The organism is Anaerohalosphaera lusitana (assembly GCF_002007645.1).
GTDB classification, from domain to species: Bacteria; Planctomycetota; Phycisphaerae; order Sedimentisphaerales; family Anaerohalosphaeraceae; genus Anaerohalosphaera; species Anaerohalosphaera lusitana.
Window position 1 is genome coordinate 755,830 of sequence record NZ_CP019791.1, and the last position, 18,385, is coordinate 774,214.

15 protein-coding genes are annotated in these 18,385 nt (G+C 52.5%); 4 read left to right on the forward strand and 11 right to left on the reverse strand.

The features are described from left to right. Positions 1-146: 146 nt before the first annotated feature. From STSP2_RS03295 to hypF, 9 genes are all read right to left on the reverse strand, one after another. Positions 147-1,589 (reverse strand): leucine-rich repeat domain-containing protein, encoded by a 1,443-nt coding sequence (locus tag STSP2_RS03295; RefSeq protein ID WP_146663988.1) that lies wholly within the window; start codon positions 1,587-1,589, stop codon positions 147-149. 210 nt (positions 1,590-1,799) lie between these two features. Then, on the reverse strand, positions 1,800-3,080 hold the full coding sequence (gene lysA, locus STSP2_RS03300; RefSeq protein WP_146659824.1) for a diaminopimelate decarboxylase: 1,281 nt from the start codon (positions 3,078-3,080) through the stop codon (positions 1,800-1,802). Between the two features lie 175 nt (positions 3,081-3,255). Then, the gene (locus tag STSP2_RS03305; RefSeq protein ID WP_146659826.1) at positions 3,256-4,479 is read right to left on the reverse strand and encodes a DUF6786 family protein; all 1,224 of its coding nucleotides are present in this window, start codon (positions 4,477-4,479) and stop codon (positions 3,256-3,258) included. A gap of 36 nt (positions 4,480-4,515) precedes the next feature. Then, complete coding sequence (gene hypB / locus STSP2_RS03310; protein WP_146659828.1) at positions 4,516-5,163, reverse strand: hydrogenase nickel incorporation protein HypB; 648 nt, start codon at positions 5,161-5,163, stop codon at positions 4,516-4,518. A 28-nt stretch (positions 5,164-5,191) separates the two neighbouring features. Next, on the reverse strand, positions 5,192-5,548 hold the full coding sequence (locus STSP2_RS03315; RefSeq protein WP_146659830.1) for a hydrogenase maturation nickel metallochaperone HypA/HybF: 357 nt from the start codon (positions 5,546-5,548) through the stop codon (positions 5,192-5,194). After that, the gene (gene hypE, locus STSP2_RS03320) at positions 5,548-6,570 is read right to left on the reverse strand and encodes a hydrogenase expression/formation protein HypE (RefSeq protein WP_146659832.1); all 1,023 of its coding nucleotides are present in this window, start codon (positions 6,568-6,570) and stop codon (positions 5,548-5,550) included. Before hypE ends, STSP2_RS03315 begins: the two co-directional genes overlap by 1 nt. Beyond that, positions 6,571-7,659, reverse strand: a complete 1,089-nt coding sequence (gene hypD / locus STSP2_RS03325) for a hydrogenase formation protein HypD (protein ID WP_146659834.1) — start codon at positions 7,657-7,659, stop codon at positions 6,571-6,573. A 6-nt stretch (positions 7,660-7,665) separates the two neighbouring features. After that, positions 7,666-7,908: a HypC/HybG/HupF family hydrogenase formation chaperone gene (locus tag STSP2_RS03330; protein ID WP_146659836.1), complete on the reverse strand. Its 243-nt coding sequence runs from the start codon at positions 7,906-7,908 to the stop codon at positions 7,666-7,668. Between the two features lie 18 nt (positions 7,909-7,926). Continuing rightward, positions 7,927-10,245 carry a carbamoyltransferase HypF gene (hypF, locus tag STSP2_RS03335; RefSeq protein WP_146659838.1) on the reverse strand — a complete coding sequence of 773 codons (2,319 nt, stop codon included), beginning with the start codon at positions 10,243-10,245 and terminating at the stop codon, positions 7,927-7,929. Positions 10,246-11,034: 789 nt separating this feature from the next. Here hypF and STSP2_RS03340 point away from each other — a divergent pair. Beyond that, complete coding sequence (locus tag STSP2_RS03340; protein ID WP_146659840.1) at positions 11,035-12,939, forward strand: type II secretion system protein GspD; 1,905 nt, start codon at positions 11,035-11,037, stop codon at positions 12,937-12,939. A 93-nt stretch (positions 12,940-13,032) separates the two neighbouring features. After that, entirely contained in the window at positions 13,033-14,871 is a 1,839-nt protein-coding gene (locus STSP2_RS03345; RefSeq protein ID WP_169852944.1) for a type II secretion system protein GspD, read from the forward strand. Between the two features lie 54 nt (positions 14,872-14,925). Here STSP2_RS03345 and STSP2_RS03350 read toward each other — a convergent pair whose 3' ends face one another. Further along, positions 14,926-15,588: an endonuclease III domain-containing protein gene (locus STSP2_RS03350; RefSeq protein ID WP_146659844.1), complete on the reverse strand. Its 663-nt coding sequence runs from the start codon at positions 15,586-15,588 to the stop codon at positions 14,926-14,928. 81 nt (positions 15,589-15,669) lie between these two features. Here STSP2_RS03350 and STSP2_RS03355 point away from each other — a divergent pair, with 81 nt between their 5' ends. Next, on the forward strand, positions 15,670-16,551 hold the full coding sequence (locus STSP2_RS03355; RefSeq protein WP_146659845.1) for a CPBP family intramembrane glutamic endopeptidase: 882 nt from the start codon (positions 15,670-15,672) through the stop codon (positions 16,549-16,551). Between the two features lie 219 nt (positions 16,552-16,770). Beyond that, positions 16,771-17,319 (forward strand): DUF2617 family protein, encoded by a 549-nt coding sequence (locus STSP2_RS03360; RefSeq protein ID WP_146659847.1) that lies wholly within the window; start codon positions 16,771-16,773, stop codon positions 17,317-17,319. 109 nt (positions 17,320-17,428) lie between these two features. On the opposite strand, the gene STSP2_RS03365 is transcribed toward STSP2_RS03360, so the two are convergent. Then, positions 17,429-18,379 (reverse strand): hypothetical protein, encoded by a 951-nt coding sequence (locus STSP2_RS03365; RefSeq protein WP_146659849.1) that lies wholly within the window; start codon positions 18,377-18,379, stop codon positions 17,429-17,431. Positions 18,380-18,385: the final 6 nt, after the last annotated feature.

Here is an 18,385-nt window from a genome sequence, read left to right on the forward strand (position 1 = left end):
CATGACTATACCATACCGGATGCGTGGAGATTGGGAAAGGTTAAATCCGGTTTAAAAACCGAAGTTTTGACGGGTTCGGCGCGGTTAAAAGGCCCCTCGTCCTAATGGGCGAAGGGGCTTGAGGTTTAGTGTGAGAAGGCGGACGTTTACCTGGCCGAGCATTTGCGTCTTATCAGGGCGAGGGAACCGAGGGTGAGCAAGGCGACAGTGGCTGGTTCAGGGGTGATGAGTTCATGACCTTCGACAGCGTCCCATGCGAGCAGATCCGCCTGTACATCCACCGACCATGTATCCCATGGGCCGGTGACATCGAGCCAGTTGAGCGAATCGAGATTAACAGCCAGATCCGCTACTTCACGGCCACTCAGGTTAGAGGTATTTGCAAAACTCACTGCTTCGAGTGAGTCCATTCCGTACATGGCAGACAAGTTCAGGACTGACGAAAAATCTGTTTTGTTAAAGTTCATAAGGTTGATTGCATCTAAACGGTCCAGTCCTGAAAACCAGCTATACGTATCGCTGCCAATCATAAGAGCATTAAAACCTTGTTGACCGATGATTATTTCTGAGAGTATCACCGTATCGATCGGATTTAAATCTATGCTGAATCGTTCCAGGGATGAAAGATTGGCCTTTCGCAGATTTAGCGTTTCAATGTTGTTCCTATCCAAGTTGAGTTCCTTGAGATATCGTGAATTGGAAAATGCCTCATCCGCGATTCGGTTGATTTGATTGCCGGCCAGATTCAGTGTCTGCAGGCTGCGGGGTGCGGCAAAAGTAGTTCTGCCAATTTCGCTGAGTTGATTATTGGCTAGCTCAAGTGTATGCAAGTGGTCAAGGTTTTGGAAACCAGTGCCGTCAATGCTGGTTATGTCGTTGTTGGTCAAGTAAAGTCTGGCAAGAATATCGAGCCCGCTGAAGGCTCCTGGCTCGATACTGGAAATATTATTATTGCGAAAATCCAGATCCTGCAGGCTGCTAAGGTCTTGCAAATAATCAGATTCGATACGGTTTAGCTGATTGAAACCAAGATAAAGGCTTATGAGGTGGCTTGGTCCTGCAAATGCATCTGCAGAAATGCTGCTTATATTATTGTGGCCGAGTGAAAGAGAACGCAGATTCGTTAGTGGCTGGAAATTTCGAGCGCCTATATTAGTTATTTGGTTTTCACTAAGCTTGAGTGTTTGCAGGTTACTTAGACCGATAAACTGGCTGGATCTTACTTCCGTGAGGGGGTTGCTGCTGAGCGTGAGAGATCGCAGATTATGCAAGTCCTGAAAAGACCCATCCTCAATGCTGGAAATCTGATTCGAGCCAAGGTGCAGCTCTTCGAGATTGCTCAGTCCATAGAAATCACCCGCATAAAGGCTGCTTAGGTAATTTCTATGAAGCATGAGTTCCTGCAGGTGGGGGAAATTGTTTGCTAACCCTTCCAGCGAAGTGATCGATTTTCTGTATGCATCTATTTGCGTTTCATTGCCAGAGAGGTTTTCCTCCTGTGCCCATTCGTTAAAAGTTTTGCCGTAAACCTGACAAGTGCAGATGGTTAACATGAGAGTGCAAACGTATGTCAGCAATTTCGCGTTCATGATTCCCCTCTTCCAATTAACTATTGTGGTTTGCGTCTATAGTATACTGGCTTTAGATGGAAACTCAAGTAAAAATTCGTATTCTGGATAAATAAATATACAGCCATTGATTTGATAATAGAAAAAGGCCCCTCGTCCTGGTGGGCGAAGGGCCTTTTGTATGGTCTCAGTCTTTATCAGACCGTCTGGTCGGTATTTTTTAGTTTACTATTATACCTTTTCCAGTGCTATCAGGTCGCTGTAGGTCTGGCGTTTTCTGATCGTTGTGAAGGTGTCGCCGTCTACGAGCACTTCGGGCAGCATCGGGCGCGAGTTGTAGTTGCTTGACATGGTGTAGCCGTATGCGCCTGCGGTGAAGACGGAGATCAGGTCGCCCCGCTGGACGGGTGCGAGTGATCTGCCCTGTGCGAGGAAGTCGGAGCCCTCGCAGATCGGGCCGACGATGTCGACGATTTCGCTGCCGTCGATGTTCATATCCTTCTGACGCTTGCCGGGCATGAATTTGTCCTCGACGACTGCGGGCCAGATAAAGTGGAACGAGCCGTACAGCGGCGGACGGATCAGGTCGTTCATGCCGGCGTCTACGATGACGAACTTTTTCTTGCCGCCCTTTTTCAGGTACAACACCTTCGTGAGCATGATGGCTGAGTTTGCCGCAACGGATGCACCTGGTTCGAGGATCAGCTTGAGGTTCTTGCCCTTGAGCATCGGGACGATCGCCGCTGCGTAATTCGCTGCTGCGGGTGCGGTGTTCGTTTCGTAGTCCGCTCCGTATCCGCCGCCAAGGTCGATGGCTTCAATGGTGTGGCCGTCGGCACGCAGATCGTCGATGAGCTTGAGGGTTTTCTCGAGTGCCTCAACGTACGGTTCAACTGTTTTGCCTGCCGAGCCGAGGTGGACGTGGATCGCACAGAGATCGACCTGACCGTTCTTGCCGTACTCTTCGAAGACGCGGCGGGCACGTTCGATGTCCACGCCGAACTTGCTTTCCTTTTTGCCGGTGGTGGTGTAGGTGTGCGTCTTGGGGTCGACGTCGGGGTTGACACGCAGTGCGGCCTTTGGATTCTTGTCGTGTTCCCTTGCGAGCTTGATCAGGTTTTCGAGTTCCATTTCGGACTCGATATTGAAATAGCCGATCGGGGCGTTCATCGCATCGACGATCTCCTGGTCGGTTTTGCCCACGCCCGCGTAGACGATCTTTGTCGTGTCTGCGCCTGCCTGCTGTGCGCGGAAGAGCTCGCCGCCGGAGACGATATCGAAACCGCTGCCTGCCTGTGCGAGGAACTTGAGAATGTTAATGTTGCTGCAGGCCTTGATCGAATAGCAGATCGTGGTATCGAGCTCGGAATACGCCTCCTGAACCTTTTTCAGGTGGTCCAGGAAAGTGGCCTTGCTGTAGATATAGGCTGGCGTGCCTACAGCTTCGGCGATCTTTGATACGTCTACGCCCTCGGCGTAAAGTCTGCCGTCCTTATAACGGAAATGATCCATTTGTAACTCCTAATGTTTTCGTGTTCACGTTGTAATTTTCCCGGTTTCGTCAAACGCAAAGCCGCGGTCGCGGCGCGGACGTCGGCCGGATAATAGACGGGTAGTATAACATGCCGTCGCGAAAATGCAAGTTAAGATGCTGATAGCGAATATCAGTTGTGCTGATACCGCGCAGCTAGATCGCGTTTTTTATCTGTTCGAGCGAGACGCCGAGTATCGCGCGGGCGATGGGGTCGAGATCATTTTCCGGGCCTGTGATGTGGAACGTCCGGTGGGTGTGTGAAAGAGACTCGTTCGGCGCAAGTGCGGCCGCTGGGCTCGAGGTCTCGAGCTCGTAAAATGGTCCAAACGGCTCGGCGCCTGGTTCGGCCGGTCCGTCGTTGTATGCGTTTACCGCATCGCCCCCGTATGGTTGTTCCTGGATTTCCCACATGGAGTTGACATAATCGGTCGCGCCGGCGGGTTTGGTGTACTGTACTATTGTGAGTACTTTGCGATCGGGATCATAGCTTCCTACTACGGGCTTTGCGCGCATCGGGTTAAGGCCGATCTTGGAGCGGTACTGTCCATCTGCAAGGAAGAATACGGTGCCGTCCTTAATGGTGAGGCGGTCATTGGGTACTTTGCCGAAATAGGCATCGTTAACGATGGGGCCGAGTTTGTCTTTGCTGCCTGGATGGAAGGGTGCGACGACGGTTGTTTTCGGCCCGTGCTTGAACATGCCGAGTATCCAGATGGAAAGCAGGCCGTCCTTTTTCGTCCACTCGGTCGAACTCTGGTTTGTTAGCATGTTGCTGGACTGGAACGCCACGACATCGAGTGAGTCGGGAATCGCAATGCCGAGAAAATCCGTAACCAGGGGCCGTTCGATGAGGCTGATCTGACGAAAGACTCCGAATTCAAAACTGGTTCCGGAGTAGTTGGTCAGTTCGGCGCTTTCAATAAACGTTACGCTGTTATCCTTTCGCACGGCCACTTCATATTTTTCAGTATCAATAAAAGCGGGCGTCTGCCAGTGTTCGAGGTCGAAGGGGTCGCCCGGCTCGAAGAAGATTGAGTACTGGCCGCCCTCGGGCCCGAGCCAGAAGCGATCCTCACCTCCGTAGGGATTGATGTGCGGCTTGGTCTCGCCCGATGCGATAAGGTCGTATTTCAAGAAGCCGTAACTTGCTCCGTTGTCTCCGCCTGCCGTGCTTGTCATGACGCGGCCCTGATATGCCGGGACGATCGCGATCTTTGCCTGGCCCGTGGAGTCGCTGAGGACGACCGTTTCGGTGTGGTCCTTAAGGAATGCCACGTCTTCGCCGAAAGTTCGTTCGTTTGAGGTTTGCGAATTACTGCAGCCGGTCAAAAGTGCAACGACTACCAGTACCGGAACAACGATCAGGTTCAGCTTCATAATGGCCTCCGAAAAATGAATTGTCAAAGTCTTATGCTACGCCTTGCGGACCTCTTGCAGCCATTCGTACCAGGCCTGCATGCCCTCGCCCGTTCGCGCGGAGATGTGGAAGATGGCTGCGCCTGGGTTGACTGTCTTTATGTCTTTTTCGACGCGTTCGGTGTCAAAGTCTATGTGTTCCACGAGGTCGATCTTGTTGATAAGGACTGCGTCGGCGGTTGCGAAGGAGTTGGGATACTTGATCGGCTTGTCGTCGCCCTCGGGTACGGAGAGGATTATGACGCGGGCCTTTTCGCCGAGCTCGAAAGAGGTGGGACACACGAGGTTGCCCACGTTCTCGATGAATACGAGATCCAGCTCGCCTGCCTTGATCTCGGCCAGGGCGTTGCTGACCTGCTGGGCGGAGAGGTGGCACGCGCCCTGCGTTTCGACCTGTACCGCGGCTGCGCCTGTCTGGCGGATCTTCTGCGCGTCCGTGTCGGTCTTGATGTCGCCTTCGATGACGCCGATGGTCAGCTCACTGTTGAGGTCAGTGATCGTCCGTGACAGCGTGGTCGTTTTGCCCGAGCCCGGCGAGGAAATGACATTTACACACGTTACGCCGTTCTCTTCGAAGAATTTCTGATTGAGCTGGGCCCACTGTTCGTTTTTGTCGAGGATTCTTTTGTTGAGATTTATTTTCATTGTATGTGCCCGGTTATGTTTTTATAAGTCAGTCGGAATTTTCATCGTCGGCAAGTTCGATCTCTTCAAGCAGCAGGGGTGCGTCCTCGGAAAAGTCGAACTCGACACTTTCGCATTCGGGGCAGAGCGGCGAGTACATGTCGAAGTCGAACGTTGTACCGCATTTTTTGCAGGATGCCTTTAGCGGGATGTGCTTAACTTCGAGCTTCATGCCTTCGCATACACTGTCCTGTGCGATCGTTTCGAAGGCGAATGTCAGCACCTCGTCGTTGAGCGCGTTGAACTGTCCGCACGATACAACCGCGCGGACAGGCTTTTTGTTGTGCTGTTTGGCCTGTTCGACGATGGAATCGAAGATGCTTTTTGCGACGGCGGTTTCGTGCATCAGCAGATCCTCGGGAGTTCTCGGCCGTAGGGCATCTGAACGATCCTTCTGCCGCCGATGGTGGTGAGCAATTCTACGATGGGGTCGTCGTCGCGGTCCGCGATCGAGCCGATTATCGCGGCGTCTTTACCCAGCGGATGCTGCTGCATTGCATTCACAACCTTGTCGGCGGAAGCTTCGCTTGCGATGACGACGACCTTGCCTTCGTTGGCGATGTTGAGCAGGTCGAAGCCTAGCATGTCCGCTGCAGCGCGAACAGACGAATCGATCGGCAGGGCGGTTTCGATAAGTTCTATATTGCAGCCCGCGGACTGTGCGACCTCGTTTGTGGTCGCCGCTACACCACCTCGCGTGGGGTCGCGCATGAATTTCACGTCCGCGCCGGTTTCGAGTATCGTTCGGGTCAGATCAGCCAGCGGTGCGCAGTCGCTTTTGAGCCGACTCTTGAATTTTATGCCTTCGCGCTGCGACATGATGGTCATGCCGTGATCGCCGATGTTGCCGTTGATGATGATCCTGTCGCCGGGCAGTATGCGGTCGAAGGACAGATTTGTCTGTTTGTATTTGGTGCCTATCCCTGCTGTATTGATGAAAATGCCGTCGGCCGCGCCCTTTTCGACAACCTTCGTGTCGCCCGTTACGATGGGCACATCCGCCTGGCGTGCTGTCTGCGATGCACTTGCGAGGATCTTTTCGAGCGTGTCGAATTCGAAGCCTTCTTCGATGATCAGCGACAGGCTCAGTGCTACGGGCTTCGCTCCCGCGACCGCCAGATCGTTAACCGTTCCGCAGATCGCGAGCTTGCCTATGTCGCCGCCGTTGAAAAACAACGGTTTAACCACGAAGCTGTCCGTGGTGAAAAGGACCTCGGATGCGTCCAGCTTTATGTCCGCCGAATCGGCCAATTGTGCGAGTTCGGGGTTCTGAAATTTGGGCAGTATGGCATTTTCGATCAGACTGGTTGTAAGTCTTCCGCCTCCGCCGTGTGCGAGCAGGATCTTTTCGGTGTGTTCGATACTCATTTAGGCTTGCTTTCTCCTTCTACGTCTTCTTCTGCCGTACTTGTACCATGCCGAGCACGCTCCTTCGCTGGAGACCATGCAGGGGCCGATGGGTGTATCCGGTGTGCAGGTGTTCTCGAACTTGGGGCACTGAGGCGGGTCGATCAGGCCGCACAGTACTTCCCCGCATTTACATCCGTTGAGTTCTTCGGTTGGCACCTGGTCGATGCCGAAACGCTTGAACGCGTCGAATTGTGCATACTCTTCTTTTAGTCGCAATGTGCCGCCCGGTATGTTGCCCAGTCCGCGCCAGGGACCGTCGAATGCTTCGAAGTACTGGTCGATTATTTTCTGAGCGGTGGGGTTGCCCTCGGGTTTGACAGCGGCATGATAAATGGATTCGACTTTGATGTCGTCCTTGTAGATCTGACGGCATATCTCGCCGATGCCTTCGATTACCTGCATCGGTTCGAAACCTGCGACGACGCACGGGACGTCGAAATCGTCCAAGACCGTCTTGTAAGCATCGGAGCCGATGATCACGCTGACATGGCCGGGGCAGAGGAAGGCGTCGATCTTGTTGTTCTTGTCGGTGAGCAGTGCCTTCATTGCAGGGATGACGAGTTTGTGGCCGCTGAGGACGGTGAAGTTTTCGAGGTTCTCGTCGGCCGCCTGCCCAACTGCAACAGCGGTCGCCGGGGTTGTCGTCTCGAATCCGACCGCGACGAAGACAACTGTCTTGTCTTTGTTCTCTCTTGCGAGATTCAAGGCTTCGTCGCTGCTCATGACAACCTTGACGTTGGACCGGTTGAGCTGTTCGAGCGATCCGCTCTTGCCCGGCACACGGATCATATCGCCGTAGGTGGCGAGGATCACGTCATCGCGTTTGGCAAGCTCGACGGTGACATCGATGTAGCCCTGGTCAGTCACGCAGACGGGGCAGCCCGGTCCTGAGAGAAGTTTTAGCGATTTGGGAAGTGTCGGTCTGATGCCGTTTCGAAAGATCGAGACGGTGTGTGTTCCGCAGACTTCCATTATATTGAGCTGCCTGCCGAGCTTGCGACAGGCGCAGTCCATTAGGTTCTGGGCTTTAAGGATTCTTCGCAGCATAGAAAATCAACCTGAAACTCTATTTGAATTGTCGTCGAATTCTTCGATCTCTTTGAAGAGATCCCATGTCTCGCGGGCTTCCTTTTCGTCAAGAGTCGAGATAGCGAAGCCGGCGTGAACGAGAACGAAATCGCCTACTTTCAGATCGGGGATGAGGGTTGTTCTGACGTTCCATTTGTTTCCCATCGCGTCTGCGACGGCTTTGTCGTCTTCGAGTTCGATGATTCGAGCAGGTACAGCTAAACACATAAACTAATTCCTATAAGATCATTGTTCCTGCAAAGCGGCTGCGATGGCTGCCTGGCCCAGGGCTATGCCTCCATCGTTCGCCGGGATGCGCTTCTTAAATAATACAGAAAAACCGTTATCTTTCAACAAGGTAATCGTTCTGTTTGCAAGATAACGATTACAAAATACCCCGCCGCTCAACGCTGCTGTATTTATATCTGTTTCTTCCCGGGCCTTTAGTGCCATTTCGAGCCAGGCCTGAGCAAGGAAGTTGTGGAACCTGGCAGCAATCTCAGGGCATTCTACCATTTTGGCACTGTCCGATGCAATCTCTTCAATGGTTTTACGCAGATCGATCTGGAAGGTTCCGTTCGGGGCCTGCTTCAGGCTGAAATCATAGTATTTCTGATTATGTGTGTCGATCGCAGCTTCCAGTGCCATCGGCAGTTGTGCCTCAAATCGGTTGTAGCTGCCAAGACCCGCCAGGGCCGCGACAGCGTCGAAGAGTCGGCCGGTACTGGAGGTAGGTACTGTGTTTAACGAGGAATCTATCTGTGTCAGGATGGTCGAGATCTTTTCTTCGTCCGGCTCGATGCGCGTCAGGATGTCATTATACTTTTCTGGGATATGGTCGATCGGATCGATCAGACTAAGCAGGCCGAGTATTGGGCGGATCGGTTCTTTTGACGCTGCATCGCCGCCCGGCAGGGGAAAGTATTCGAGATGGCCGAACCTTTTGAAGCCGGTCAGCGAGGCGATCAGGCATTCACCGCCCCAGATCGCATTGTCGGTTCCCAGGCCCGTGCCGTCAGCGACTATGCCTATTACTTCGCCTGGATGGCCGAATTCCGCGAGGACCGAGGCGATATGTGCCCAGTGGTGCTGGACGGGTATGCATTGCACGTCTAGCATTGACAGAGCGTATTGGGTGGAGAAATAGCCTGGGTGCAGGTCGTGGGCGATTATTTCCGGCTTCACGTCGTAAAGCTGCTGGAGATGTTTGACGCTTTTGCGGTAGTGTTTGTAGACGAGTGCGTCCTTGAGGTCGCCCACGTGTTCACTGAGGATGAGCTGCGAGCCTTTTGCGAAACAGAATGTGTTTTTCATGTCCGCCCCGGCAGCGAATATGTCCTTTTCAAGAGATGTGGGGGCTGGGAAGGGTGCAGGCGCATAGCCTCGCGAGCAGCGGAGCATTGCGGGGTTGGGGCCGATGAGATGAACGACTGAGTCATCGACCTGGCGGTAGATATCGCGGTTGTGCATTAGAAAAGCGTCAGCGATCCCGCCCAGTTTTGACAGCGCCACCTTGTTTTCGCAGATCAGCGGCTCGTCTGAGATGTTCGCGCTGGTTATCACGAGTACCTCGATGCCTGGCTGGGCGAAAAGCATGTGGTGCAGCGGCGTATAGGGCAGCATGAAGCCTAGTGTGTTGGTGCCGGTCGCGATGGATGGTGCGATGTCGGTGTCCACCTTTCGCGGCAGCAGAACGATCGGGCTCTCGGGAGAATTTAGCAATTGCTGAGCTTCGGCAGCGATCTCTGCGTATTTTTGTATGGTTTCCAGATCCGCTGCCATCATTGCGAAGGGTTTGGCTTCGCGCTGTTTTCGCCGGCGGAGCATTTTTACCGCCTGCTCGTTTGTCGCATCGCAGGCTAGATGAAAGCCACCTAAGCCCTTTATTGCCAGTATCTTACCTTCGCGAAGCATAGCCGCTGTCCGCTCGATGGTCCCTTCTGTGCCCTCGGTAAGGACGTTGTTTTCAGCATCAGTCAGCCAGATGTGCGGCCCGCAGGCTGGGCAGGCGACCGGCTGGGCGTGGAACCGGCGGTCGGTGGGATCCTCATACTGTTTTCGGCAGGCCGGGCACATCTCGAACTGGTTCATGGTGGTGTTGGGTCGATCGTATGGGATGCTCTTTATTATGCTGTAACGGGGGCCGCAATTGGTGCAGTTAATGAACGGATAGTGGTATCTGAAGTCGTCCCGATCCTCGAGTTCACGGAGGCAGTCTGCGCAGGTCGCGCTGTCGACGGTTACCTGCGACGTCGGTGTGCCCGCAGAGTCGCTTTTCAGTATTGTAAAGGTGGTTTCGTCAGGTTTCAGGCTGAGTTTTTCCAGCTTGAGGTTCGCTATACTCATCAGCGGGGGCAGCTTGGCAGGGTCCTGCAGGTCTGCCAGAAACAGTTTTACCGCTGTGCCTGGGCCCTGGATTTCTATCCGCACTCCCGTGGTGTCGTTCAGTACCGTACCGGTGAGGTCGTACTTTGTCGCGAGACGGTAAATGAAAGGCCTGCAGCCAACGCCCTGAATACGGCCAGTCAGTTTCACCGCTGCTCTTTTTATGTCGTTCCCGGTCATGATGTCTCCATTCCATTCTGCGCCGGGTTATTATACGGCCTGAGTTTCGCCTACATAGTAAAAAAGTGGCAGGAGGGCGGATAAAAAAAGTATGGCTTTGAGATTTTTGTGTAATTTCGTCCGATAATAGTTGTGCAATCAGGTATGCAATTGCATTTATGTGCTAAAAGCGGCACTTGTCTTAATAAATGCTTAATAATTTCTTGAATAAAACTGTTTTGTCTGTTATTCTTTACAGTGAAGTCGGGAGACGAAAATGGTTGTACCAAGAGAAAATGCAGGACAGGGCGACGTGGTCGAGTTGGGCCGCGGGCCGCCGAGAAGTTAAACGGATTACGAGTTTTTGTTATCTGTTTTTGAATGGGGGTAAAAATGCCAGTATTACCAGATCCACGCTTAAGTTCTGTTTTGAAACCGGTTTATGAATACGCAAACAAGTCACCGCCGGTACTTGAACGGTGGCCAACATTTTACCCCACGATTGCGGGACTGCAACAAAGCGACGAGCTGAAAAATTGATACTACTGGCGTGAGTCAGTCATAATTGTAAGGTGAGGCCGAAAGGTCTTTTTTTATGCGCTGATATCTGCCGCGATCATACGCAAATCCACCCGGGCAATTATATTTCATCCGAATTCGGCACATTTGGCCGCTGTTGGAACTGCGGGCCGTAAGATATTCCATATTGACGGTTTTTTTTGACAATCGGACCTGATAGTCTCCGTCTTAGATTGCAGAGATGAATTGACATTTGCCGATGTAAAAGCTATAAGGTTAAATGTCGTGACTATGGGTAAAACTTCCAATTCTATTGTGGGTAGATTCTCCGGGCATTTTGGGCAAGGCACTGCACTGGCGGTTGCGCTTGTTCTGTGCACAGCACTGTCCGGGTGCGGGGACTTTTTTGCCGAAAAACCGACCGAGCTCGAGTCCAGGAACATACTCAGGGAGCTCAGCGAGGTACGGCAGATACCTGATGTGGACAACCCGGTTCCGGATGAATACAAAAAGCCCCCGGAGATCATTGAAAGTGTGGTCAGCGAGGACGAAACAGACGCAAAGCTGTTCTATTTCACCAAGTACCACACGCCGGACAAGCTCCAGAAGATGATCGACAACCAGTTCCTCAAAAGCTTCCGCAACAGCAAGGGTAAGGAATATCCTCTTCCGGATTATCAGGTGACTTCCAACGAAGCGACCAATCAACTGGTCGTGCGCTGCCCCACACGCGCAGACGCTGAGCAGGTTCTGGAATTTTTGAAGGAAACCGACGTCCCGCCGATCCAGGTCAAGATCGACTGCCTGATATCCGAGGTCTACGCGGACAATACGATGGACTGGGAGACCAGTTTGCAGGTTCAAAATCTTCTGGGTGAGGGTATTGCACTCAATGGAGAGGGGATAGACACCAATAATGACGGCATTGGAGATCGAGCCTCGGTTGCGTTTCCCGGTGCCGCGTTGCGAGACAATGCAAGATCGTTGTTTGGTCTCAAGGCGGGGATCGAGCGGCAGGTCGACGAGCCCGGACACGTTTTCCGGGCATTGGTGGACATGCTGGCTTCCCGCGGCTACCTGAAAATCTTGATGAATCCTGAGCTGGAAGTCGTAAACGGACAGACGGCAACTATAATCGCGAGTGAACAGGTGCCGCTGGACCAGATTGCCAGGGTGAATCCCAACAGCGATATCATCACAAAGCGAACCGAATATATTGATGTAGTTGATACGCTGGAAATAACTCCGCAGGTCTTTGCCGACGGTTCTATAGGGATCAGAACCCGAGCAATTATCGGATCCAAGGCTACGCCCGAGGGCGTCAAGCAGATACCGATCGTTACAAAGCGTGAGGTTCGTGTTGAGGAAAACCGCATCCGGCAGGGTGAGAGCCTTGTTATCGGCGGTATAAAGAAAACAGAAAAACGCTCGGTCGTCAGGGGTGTTCCGTTCCTGAAGGACATTCCGATCATTGGTGTGCTTTTTTCCAGTAAGGACTTCGAAGAACGGGGCAAAGAGGTTCTGTTCATTTTGACGCCTACAATTTCCTCTGGCGGGGTACCTAATGAGGAAATAGTGAAGATGCTTCGCAAAGAGCATGAGAGTGTCAAGAAAGACAGCCTTGTTCAGACGATAACCGACCCGTTCGGCAGCAAGAAATATACGACGATGGTTGAGGAAGAGGCCAGCGAATCGCAAGTCGCCAAGGTCAAGGCGGAGATGGAGCGAAGTCAGGCACAGCGGCGTGCCCAGTGGCTTGCCCGGGAACTGAAGCGGATCAATGAGCAGCTCCAGATTGAACGCCGCCGGGCCAGAGAGGCTGAGCAAAGAGTCAAAGCCGCTCGCCAGGCCTATGAAGAGGTCGAAGCAGCTTCGGTTCAGCAACTCCAGCAGGAACAGGAAAAGGGCGTTAAACTGCAGAAAGAGGCGACCGAGCTGCAGAAGCAAATGGAACAGGCACGACAGCAGGCGGCCAAGGCTCAGGAAAAAGTGAAATCCACTTCGGAAAAAATGTCGCAGCTCGAGCAGGAGCTGGCCGAAGTTAGGGAGCAGGATTCTGATAAGGATCAGGGCGCACCCGAAAAACAGGCCGACCCGTCAGATAGTTCCGATAAGAGCAATACAGACGAAAAAGCCAAAGCCGAGGACGGCGGAAGCGAAAAGACAGATCCAGGTAAACAGGCAAAGAAGGAATAGTTTGATCAAGTGATGAATTTGTCAAAACATTACAATTCACAATATGCGACCTCAAGCCTTGTCCGTGCAGCTTGTCTGGCTTTAGTGTCTTTTATGGGGCTGATGCTGACGGGTTGCGGTGATTTCTTTGCTGAAAAGCCCACGGAAATGGAGTCCGAGAACATTCTTGAAATACTAAGCGAGATCAAGCCTAAGCCTGATATCGAGTATCCCGTTCCTGAAGCTTACAAGAAACCTCCTCGGATCATCGAAGGCAAAGCGGGGGAAGAGACAGATGCGAAAGTCTTCTATTTCTGCAAATATCAGAGCCCGCAAAGTCTGTCTAAAATGATAGACAATCAGTTCATGAAGCAGTTCCGCAACAGCAAGGGCAAGACCTATCCGGTGCCGGACTACCGCGTCACCTCGAACCCAGCGACAAATCAGCTCGTGGTTCGCTGTCCGACGCGAAAGCATGCCGAGCAGCTTCTTACGTTCCTGAAGAAAACCGATGTTCCGCCCATCCAGGTCAAGATCGACTGCATGGTCAGCGAGGTCTATGCGGACCATACGATGGACTGGGAAACGACGCTGCAGATAGAAAACCTTTTCGGCGAAGGAATTGCACTGGGCGGAAAAGTAGTCGACGGCGAATTGCAGCCGGCTTTTCCCGGTGCTGCCTTGCGTGACGTAGCGAGATCCTCTTTTGGTCTCAAAGCGGGCTTTGAAAGACAGATAAATCAGCCAGGACACAGATTCAGGGCGCTGGTTGACCTTCTTGCCTCACGCGGCTACCTCAAGATACTGATGAATCCGCAACTTGAGGTTGTCAATGGTGAAACGGCCCGGATAGAGACATCTGAGCATGTACCTTTGGATGAAATATCTTACGTCTCACCTGGCACCGATGCAATAACCAAGTCGACGCGTTACGTAGATATTATCGATTCGCTGGAGATCACTCCGCATGTCTTTGCGGACGGCTATATCGGATTGAAAACGCGGGTACTGCTCGGTTCGAAGTCGACTCCCGAGGGTGTTAAACAGGTACCTATCGTCACAAAACGTGAGATTCGTGTAGAAGAGAACCGGATACGTCAGGGCGAGAGCCTTGTGATAGGCGGCATACGCAAGACCGAAAAGCGTTCGGTGGTCCGCGGTGTGCCCTTCCTTAAAGACATCCCGATTTTGGGCATTCTGTTCAGCAGTAAGGATTTTGAGGAACGCGGCAAAGAAGTTCTCTTTATTATTACGCCTACAATTTCTACCGGCGGCAGGCCGAACGACGAAGTTATAGCCGAGATCCGCAAGAAGCACGAGATGGTCCAGCCCGACACGCTGATCGAGTCACTGAAGGACCCGTTCGGTAATAAGGGGTATACAGAGCTGGTCGAGGGTGAAGCCGCTGAAAACGAGGTCGGCAGGGTCAAGGCCGAGGTCGAAAGAGGCCACGCACAGCGCAAATCCGAATGGCTCAAGCGGGAACTCAGGCAGGCCAATGAGCAGTTAGAGGCTGAGCGAAAGCGATTCGAAGAGGCTGCCACAGAGGCAGAAAAGGCACGGCAGGAGCTTGAAAAAGCAAAAGCAGAGGCCGAGGCCAAGCTCCAGGCGGAGCAGAAAAAGACCGAACAGAGCCAGTCAAAGACCAGCGAGCTGCAAAAGCAGATAGAGGCTGCCCGGACCAAAGCCACCGAAGCCGAAAAGAGATCGCAGTCTGTAAGGCAGGAATACGAAGCCGCGGCCATGCGACTGGAGAAGATAAGATCCGAGCTGGAAGCTGCTCAAAATGGCGGTGACTCAGCGGATGCCGGCAAAAAGCAGGACCGCAAAGCAGAACCAGGCGAGGACAAGAACGAGCAGGAGACTGATAAACAGGCATCAACCCAAAAGGCTGGTCCTCCAGAAAAGGATGACAGCGGCAAGGTTGATCAGCAGCAAAAGAGCGATGGCTGATCGCTTCGGAGCCGGCCGACAAAACAAGTGCCTGGTTACTGAGCAGCCGTCCGGTTAGAACATCGGATCCAGCTCGTGAGGCAGTGATTCGAGCGGGCAGCCCGCACATTTCGCCTTGGGCTTGCAGTGATTTTTGCCCACCTGAACCAGCAGGGCGTGATACTCATTAAACAGCTCGACATCGGCGGGCAGGCACGACTCGAAAAAATCCTTCACCTGCTCATAATCGGCATACGGGTCGATAAACTGATGCCTCAGCATAATTCGGCAGGTATACGCGTCGACGACGAATGTGGGCTTTTTGACCGCGTAGAGTATGATCGAATCGGCGGTTTCCCTGCCAATCCCGTTGACTGACAGCAATTCTTCCCGAAGTGTGTCGATACTTTTATTGTTCAACTGCTCGATCTGTCCGTCGTGTTCGGTTATCAGCCAGTGGTTGAAGTTCTTGAGCCTCTTGGCCTTCACGTTGTAATAGCCTGCGGGCCGGATCAGCGTCGCAAGCTGTTCAGCGGGCATTTCGTCTATGGTGAAAGGATCAAGCGAATTGGCGTTTTTCAGGTTCTCCAGTGCTGATTCGACATTTCGCCAGTTAGTGTTTTGGGTGAGGATCGCACCGACCGCGACTTCGTATTCGCTATCGCCGGGCCACCATTTCTGCGGGCCGTAGCGGTCGTGCATGAGGTTGAAAACCTCCATCAGTTTTTCGTAATTCATTGAGAAATCTCCGGATCTGCGCCGCTATGTGTGCCGATTTTACTTTACAAGCGGGCGTCAAATACTTATTTGTTAGGTCATATGGCTAACGGCAAGGATAATAACAAAGCTGTTTCGGGTCAACTCCTTGAGTTCGTTCCCGACTCATATCTGGACCGAACCAGCCGTCCTGTGTATGCACTGGTATATCTGCTGGGGTTCATAGTGTTCTATGAATTCGGCACGATAATGATGAACCCGGCGATCCTGGACAAGACGCTGAGCCAGTGGCACGTTCGGGTCGTGTCGTTCGTTTGGATACAGAATATACTGGAGTATCTGGGGTTTTCGCACCGCATGACGTGGATAGCGGCCCCGGCAGCGGTGATAATAATACTGCTCGTGCTGCAGATAACGTCCAAAAGCAGTTGGTACGTCAATCTTTTCGATTTTATCCCCATGACGCTGGAATGTATCGTACTTGCGGTGCCGCTTCTGGTGCTCAGTCTGCTGGTCAACGCATATCCCATAGGCCAGGCGGCAGGTGGTTTCCTGGCTGAGATAAGTGCCCAGGCGGGTGAAGGGGGCTTTCTCCTTAGCCCGCTGATGAGCCAGATAATTACCGGCATCGGTGCGGGAATATATGAAGAGCTGATCTTTCGCTTGATACTGATCAGCATCATCATGATAGTTCTGCAGGATTTTATAGGACTGGGCAAGGGCAGTTCGCTGTTTATCGCGATCGTTGTCTCAGCGTTTCTGTTCAGTATCCATCACCACTTCTTCTTTGTCGACGGTGAATTCACGACCAGCAAACACGACCCGTTTACGGTCGCCACGTTTACTTTCAGATTTCTGGCCGGCATCTATTTTGCGGCTGTGTTCGCATTTCGCGGGTTTGCGATCGTTGCTTCTTCGCATGCGTTCTATGATATCATTGCTGCGCTGCTCAATACTTTTGCATTCAATCCGCCCAACAGTTAAAAAGACGCCGTTGGTTGGATGGTGCTGAATTTTTTTTTCAAGCCGTTAATCTTTGACAGTTCCTGACTTGTGAGATATTCGTCCTATAAGCGACCCAAAGGCGGTTATCAGTACTGATAATAGGCTTGAATTCACCTCGGCCTTTTTTGTATAATCCATAACATACAAAAGGTCGTGCGAGTCGCACTGCCAGGTTCGATAACAGGGGTGATTTTTCTTATGGACAATCCGAAGACCAAACTTGAGATAAGCGAGCTTTCGTTTTCACTGTATCAGCGGTCTCTGCATCCGGAGCTTTTCAATATCTATTCTAAGCGCCAGATCAGGACCGAGAACTACGACGCCCAGATCTGGGCGACTGGTTGTTCGCACGTAGTTTCAGCTTATCACAAGGGTATGTGTCTTTCGGAGCTTATCAGCATGCCCGGCCAGCCGCTTCCCAAGAGGGGCCTGGTTGAGAGGTTCCAGTTCCGCGGCCAGAAGAATCATCGCTGCAGGCTCAGCAAGGGCGTCAGCTACATGACCGATTTCCAGGTCGAGAAAATGAGCCCGAATCTTTACAGGCAGAGCCATATCGATCTGGAAAGATTCGCAAAAAACCGCGGCATCTTCGTGAAGTTCCCGGAAATGAGCAGTTCAGGGCTCGAGCCGTTCAGCTACATAGATTTTGAGGCCCGCAAAACGGAACTGCATATTCACGCGTTCCACGCATACCCGGATCAGGTAACGATCATAAAAACACAATCGCTTGTTGGATTTTACGACTGATATTGCGGTAAAAAAGTCTAATCCAGAAAAAATAAGGGTGCGGCCGAATGCGTCGCGCCTTTTTCTATGCGCGTTTTAGCAAAGTCACCTGTTTTCAATCCCTTGATCTTCACGGAGCGGTGGTCTTTGGCTTTTCGCCTGAAAGCCAGTTGTCCTGTATGATCTGCAAATCGTTGGGATCTACGACGTCGTCGCCGTCAATATCTCCTTCGAGGTCGGCGATGATGCTTCCATCGTCTGTCATCTCCCAGGGGCAGTCATTGGGGTCGGGCAGATTATTGGGGTCCGTACAGTCGCACAGCCACTGGTCGGCTACGATCGCGTAGTCCTGCAGATCGACATAGCAGTCAAAATTGAGGTCGCCCTCGAATGGCGCCTGACAGAGCTGCAGCGCATCCACGGCCAGATAGCTTCTGTACCACTTGTCCTGTATGTCTGTGACGGAGATTTCGAGTTCGTAGCTGCCGGCCGTCTCTTCTGTGAAAATATGACTGAATCTCTGCCAGCCCTGCATCGAGCCGTAGGTGCCAACGTCGACTGTAGTATCGTAGTCTTCAGCTTCGGGCAGTTCGCTTACGTCCAGGCCTGCAAGAAGCACGCCTGTGCTGTAATTTGGGTCCCCCTCCTTTTTGAGGATTATATGAGCCTGGTCGGAATAGGGCTCAAAATCGAACGTGCCGAAAAAGAACCAGCCCTGGAGTGTCTGACCGGGCAGGGCCTCTATTTGCTGAGAGACTTTCGCCTGGCTTACGTCGGGTTCAACGTCGCCTGTGGACAAAAGCAGGAATTTTTCGCCATCCAAGGGCTGGAGGCCGACCTCAAAGTACTTATCGGGCCAGTTGATCGCAGACTCGTTCCTCTGGTTAGGATTTGGGATGAATTCTTCGACTACCGCTGCGTAGTTTTCATGCTCCCAGGATAGGGGAGGGTAGAAGTCGGGTACAGAGTTGGGTTCGGCCGTTAGTTCGAAACTGCCGTTTTCCAGACCCGCAATCGTCGCGGATGCACACACCAACCACACCAGAATAATGAACAGGCTCGCACGCCTAGTGCAAATCATTAAATA

Bases quoted from the DNA above. Each gene is read 5' to 3' on its own strand.
- STSP2_RS03330 (WP_146659836.1), bottom strand. From the start codon at position 7,908: ATGTGTTTAGCTGTACCTGCTCGAATCATCGAACTCGAAGACGACAAA.
- STSP2_RS03360 (WP_146659847.1), top strand. From the start codon at position 16,771: ATGGACAATCCGAAGACCAAACTTGAGATAAGCGAGCTTTCGTTTTCA.
- hypE (WP_146659832.1), bottom strand. From the start codon at position 6,570: ATGAGTATCGAACACACCGAAAAGATCCTGCTCGCACACGGCGGAGGC.
- STSP2_RS03350 (WP_146659844.1), bottom strand. From the start codon at position 15,588: ATGAATTACGAAAAACTGATGGAGGTTTTCAACCTCATGCACGACCGC.
- STSP2_RS03295 (WP_146663988.1), bottom strand. From the start codon at position 1,589: ATGAACGCGAAATTGCTGACATACGTTTGCACTCTCATGTTAACCATC.
- STSP2_RS03340 (WP_146659840.1), top strand. From the start codon at position 11,035: ATGGGTAAAACTTCCAATTCTATTGTGGGTAGATTCTCCGGGCATTTT.
- STSP2_RS03315 (WP_146659830.1), bottom strand. From the start codon at position 5,548: ATGCACGAAACCGCCGTCGCAAAAAGCATCTTCGATTCCATCGTCGAA.
- STSP2_RS03345 (WP_169852944.1), top strand. From the start codon at position 13,033: ATGGGGCTGATGCTGACGGGTTGCGGTGATTTCTTTGCTGAAAAGCCC.
- STSP2_RS03365 (WP_146659849.1), bottom strand. From the start codon at position 18,379: ATGATTTGCACTAGGCGTGCGAGCCTGTTCATTATTCTGGTGTGGTTG.
- hypD (WP_146659834.1), bottom strand. From the start codon at position 7,659: ATGCTGCGAAGAATCCTTAAAGCCCAGAACCTAATGGACTGCGCCTGT.
- hypB (WP_146659828.1), bottom strand. From the start codon at position 5,163: ATGAAAATAAATCTCAACAAAAGAATCCTCGACAAAAACGAACAGTGG.
- STSP2_RS03355 (WP_146659845.1), top strand. From the start codon at position 15,670: ATGGCTAACGGCAAGGATAATAACAAAGCTGTTTCGGGTCAACTCCTT.
- hypF (WP_146659838.1), bottom strand. From the start codon at position 10,245: ATGACCGGGAACGACATAAAAAGAGCAGCGGTGAAACTGACTGGCCGT.
- STSP2_RS03305 (WP_146659826.1), bottom strand. From the start codon at position 4,479: ATGAAGCTGAACCTGATCGTTGTTCCGGTACTGGTAGTCGTTGCACTT.
- lysA (WP_146659824.1), bottom strand. From the start codon at position 3,080: ATGGATCATTTCCGTTATAAGGACGGCAGACTTTACGCCGAGGGCGTA.